Annotated in this window: 2 protein-coding genes; both read left to right on the forward strand. The window is 64.7% G+C overall.

Translation table 11 applies throughout. The features are described from left to right. The first annotated feature begins 584 nt into the window (after positions 1-584). Positions 585-1313, forward strand: coding sequence for a chitooligosaccharide deacetylase NodB (gene nodB / locus CM1CMNOD_RS14205; protein WP_131772660.1), 729 nt, complete (start codon positions 585-587; stop codon positions 1311-1313). Between the two features lie 18 nt (positions 1314-1331). Continuing rightward, complete coding sequence (gene nodC / locus CM1CMNOD_RS14210; protein WP_013874295.1) at positions 1332-2645, forward strand: chitooligosaccharide synthase NodC; 1314 nt, start codon at positions 1332-1334, stop codon at positions 2643-2645. Positions 2646-2727 lie beyond the last annotated feature (82 nt).

Raw genomic sequence — 2727 nt, forward strand, 5'->3', positions numbered from 1 at the left:
GTTACCTTCAGCTCAAGCCGGCGGTTTTATCGGCGTGTCGCCGCCAACACGCCGAGGGGTGTTGCTGTAGCATTAAGAGCTCATATGTGTAAGAAATCGGGGTCAACTTCACAGACTCCTCTCAGCGTTCGTGACGCACTGCATCCGGGCCAAGGAGCTACGGCGTCGCCGGAACCTGGAAAAACGCACGTTACAGTGGTCCCGGTCGCTGGAACTGACCAGCGGAGCGTCCGGGTTGATCGCCGCAGCCGGCTGTCGGTGGCGCTGACCAGGCCCGATATTGTTCCCGGCCACGATCGCGGCCAGGTCCTCGTCGATGCGGCGGTCGCCCTCGGCGGCCAATCGGTCGCTAAATAATCTGATTATTTTGAATAAGCTATATTTTTGCCCGACCCAGCCCCACCTGATTCATCGGGACAGCGAGCGAAGGAGATCGAGCGGAGTTGCCGGACGGACAGACCGTGGCATCGACCACCACGGGAACGACCACGTGCCCGCAGGCCTACGACGACCGGCGGACCGAGGCACGCCGCACTGCAGCGGCCCTGCGCGCGCACGCCGGGACACTCATCGCCACCGCGACGATGACGATCCGCTCCCGGGCCCCGGTCAGCATCTCCACCCCGCTGCGGCTGGAGTCCGAACCCGGCCAGATCGACAGCCGCAAGATCCGAATCGAAGAGGGCAGCCGAGACATTTTTTTGACGTTCGATGACGAACCGAACCCTTTTTGCACACCGCAGGTACTCGATGTGCTCGCGGAGCACCGGGTAGTCGCCACCTTCTGCGTGATCGGGGAGTATGCGGCCAAGCATCCCGAATTGATCCGGAGAATCGCCACGGAAGGCCATGGCCTGGCCAACCACACCATGACCCACCGAGACCTGTCCCGATGCGAGCCGGGCGAGGTTCGACGGGAGATATCCGACGCGAACAAAGTCATCAGGACCGTTTGCCCGCAGGCCTGCGTGCATTACCTGCGAGCGCCGTACGGCGCCTGGACCGGCGAGGCCCGGGCGGCGGCGCTGTTCGGACTGGAGCCCCTGAACTGGTCGGTGGATCCGCGCGACTGGTCACGTCCCGGCGCGAATGTGATCGTCGAGACGGTGCTGACGTGCATCCGGCCGGGCGGAGTCATTCTTCTGCGTGGCGGGTGTCCGGCGGATGAGTGGCCGAGTGGCAGCCGCACCGGGCTGCGTGAACGGACAGTCATAGCGCTCCGCCGGCTGATTCCGGCGCTGCATGAGTACGGGTTTGTCTTCCAGCCGCTTCCCGCCCCGTCCGTCCATTCGCCGATCAGCAGGCCGGTCTGACACCCTCCGGAGGTCCTGATGTCGACCGCGGTGAGCATTCTCTCCACCGCCAACATGATCGTCCCCTCGTCCTATGCCACCCTCGCCATTGGTTATCAGGGCGCGAAGACGTTTTATGCCCGGCGCGCGTACCGGCCGACTACCACGCACCACGCAGACCCCTGCGACAGTCTGCCGAGTGTGGACGTGATTATCCCCTGTTACCACGAGGACCCGCTGACCCTGGCAGCGTGCCTGCGTTCGGTCGCGGCACAGGACTACCAGGGTGAGCTGCGGGTCTACCTCGTCGACGACGGCTCCACAAATCGCGACCGCCTGGAGCCCGTTTACGACACCTACGCCGGCGACGCGCGGTTCACCTTTCTGCTGCTCCCCCACAACGTCGGGAAGCGCAAGGCACAGGTCGCGGCGATCCGCCGGTCAGCCGGTGACCTGGTGGTCAACGTCGACTCGGACACCACCATCGAACCGGATGTCGTGCGTAAGTTGGCGGCGAAGATGACCGATCCGGCCGTTGGAGCGGCCATGGGCCAGATGGTCGCCCGCAACCGACGTGCCACCTGGCTGACCCGGCTGATCGATATGGAGTACTGGATCGCCTGTAATGAAGAGCGGGCGGCCCAGGCTGAGTTCGGCGCTGTCATGTGCTGCTGCGGGCCGTGCACGGTCTACCGTCGCTCCGTCCTCCTTCAGGTACTTGACCAGTACGAGACCCAGCTTTTCCGGGGGAGGCCGAGCGACTTCGGTGAGGACCGTCACCTGACCATTCTCATGCTCAAGGCGGGCCTGCGTACCGAGTACGTTCCGGACGCCACGGCGGCGACGGTGGTACCCGAACGACTTCGGCCATACCTGCGCCAGCAACTTCGGTGGGCGCGCAGCACATACCGCGATACGTTGCTGGCCATACGCCTGCTGCCCCGGCTCGGCCGCTATCTCATGCTGGACGTGGTAGGCCAGAACCTCGCACCGCTGTTGCTCGCCCTGACGGTGCTGACCGGATTCGCGCAGGTCGCGGCGACGGCGACAATACCGTGGTGGCCGATCCTGGTGATCACGGCGGTGACCTTGATCAGTTGCTGCTGCGCGGCCTGGCATACCCGCCAGGCGAGGTTTTTCGCCTTTGCGCTGCACACCTTTATCAATATCTTCCTGCTACTCCCGCTGAAGGCCTACGCGATCTGTACCCTGAGCAACGCCAGCTGGGAGTCCCGCGTCATTCCGACCGCTGCCCCAGGTGGTTACGAAAAACGAGCGCCGACGGCCGTACTGCCCACGCAGCCCGTGCCTGCGCCTAATTCCGCCTCCACCACCTCCCCGCTGTCATCGTGAGCTGTTGGGAGACCCGGCTGGTGCCGCCATACAGAGCAGCCGGTGAGGCGGCGCCGATGGGAGCGACCCCGCTCCAGGAGTC

This window comes from Protofrankia symbiont of Coriaria myrtifolia, assembly GCF_900634755.1.
Classification (GTDB): domain Bacteria; phylum Actinomycetota; class Actinomycetes; order Frankiales; family Frankiaceae; genus Protofrankia; species Protofrankia coriariae.

Bases quoted from the DNA above. Each gene is read 5' to 3' on its own strand.
- nodC (WP_013874295.1), top strand. From the start codon at position 1,332: ATGTCGACCGCGGTGAGCATTCTCTCCACCGCCAACATGATCGTCCCC.
- nodB (WP_131772660.1), top strand. From the start codon at position 585: ATGACGATCCGCTCCCGGGCCCCGGTCAGCATCTCCACCCCGCTGCGG.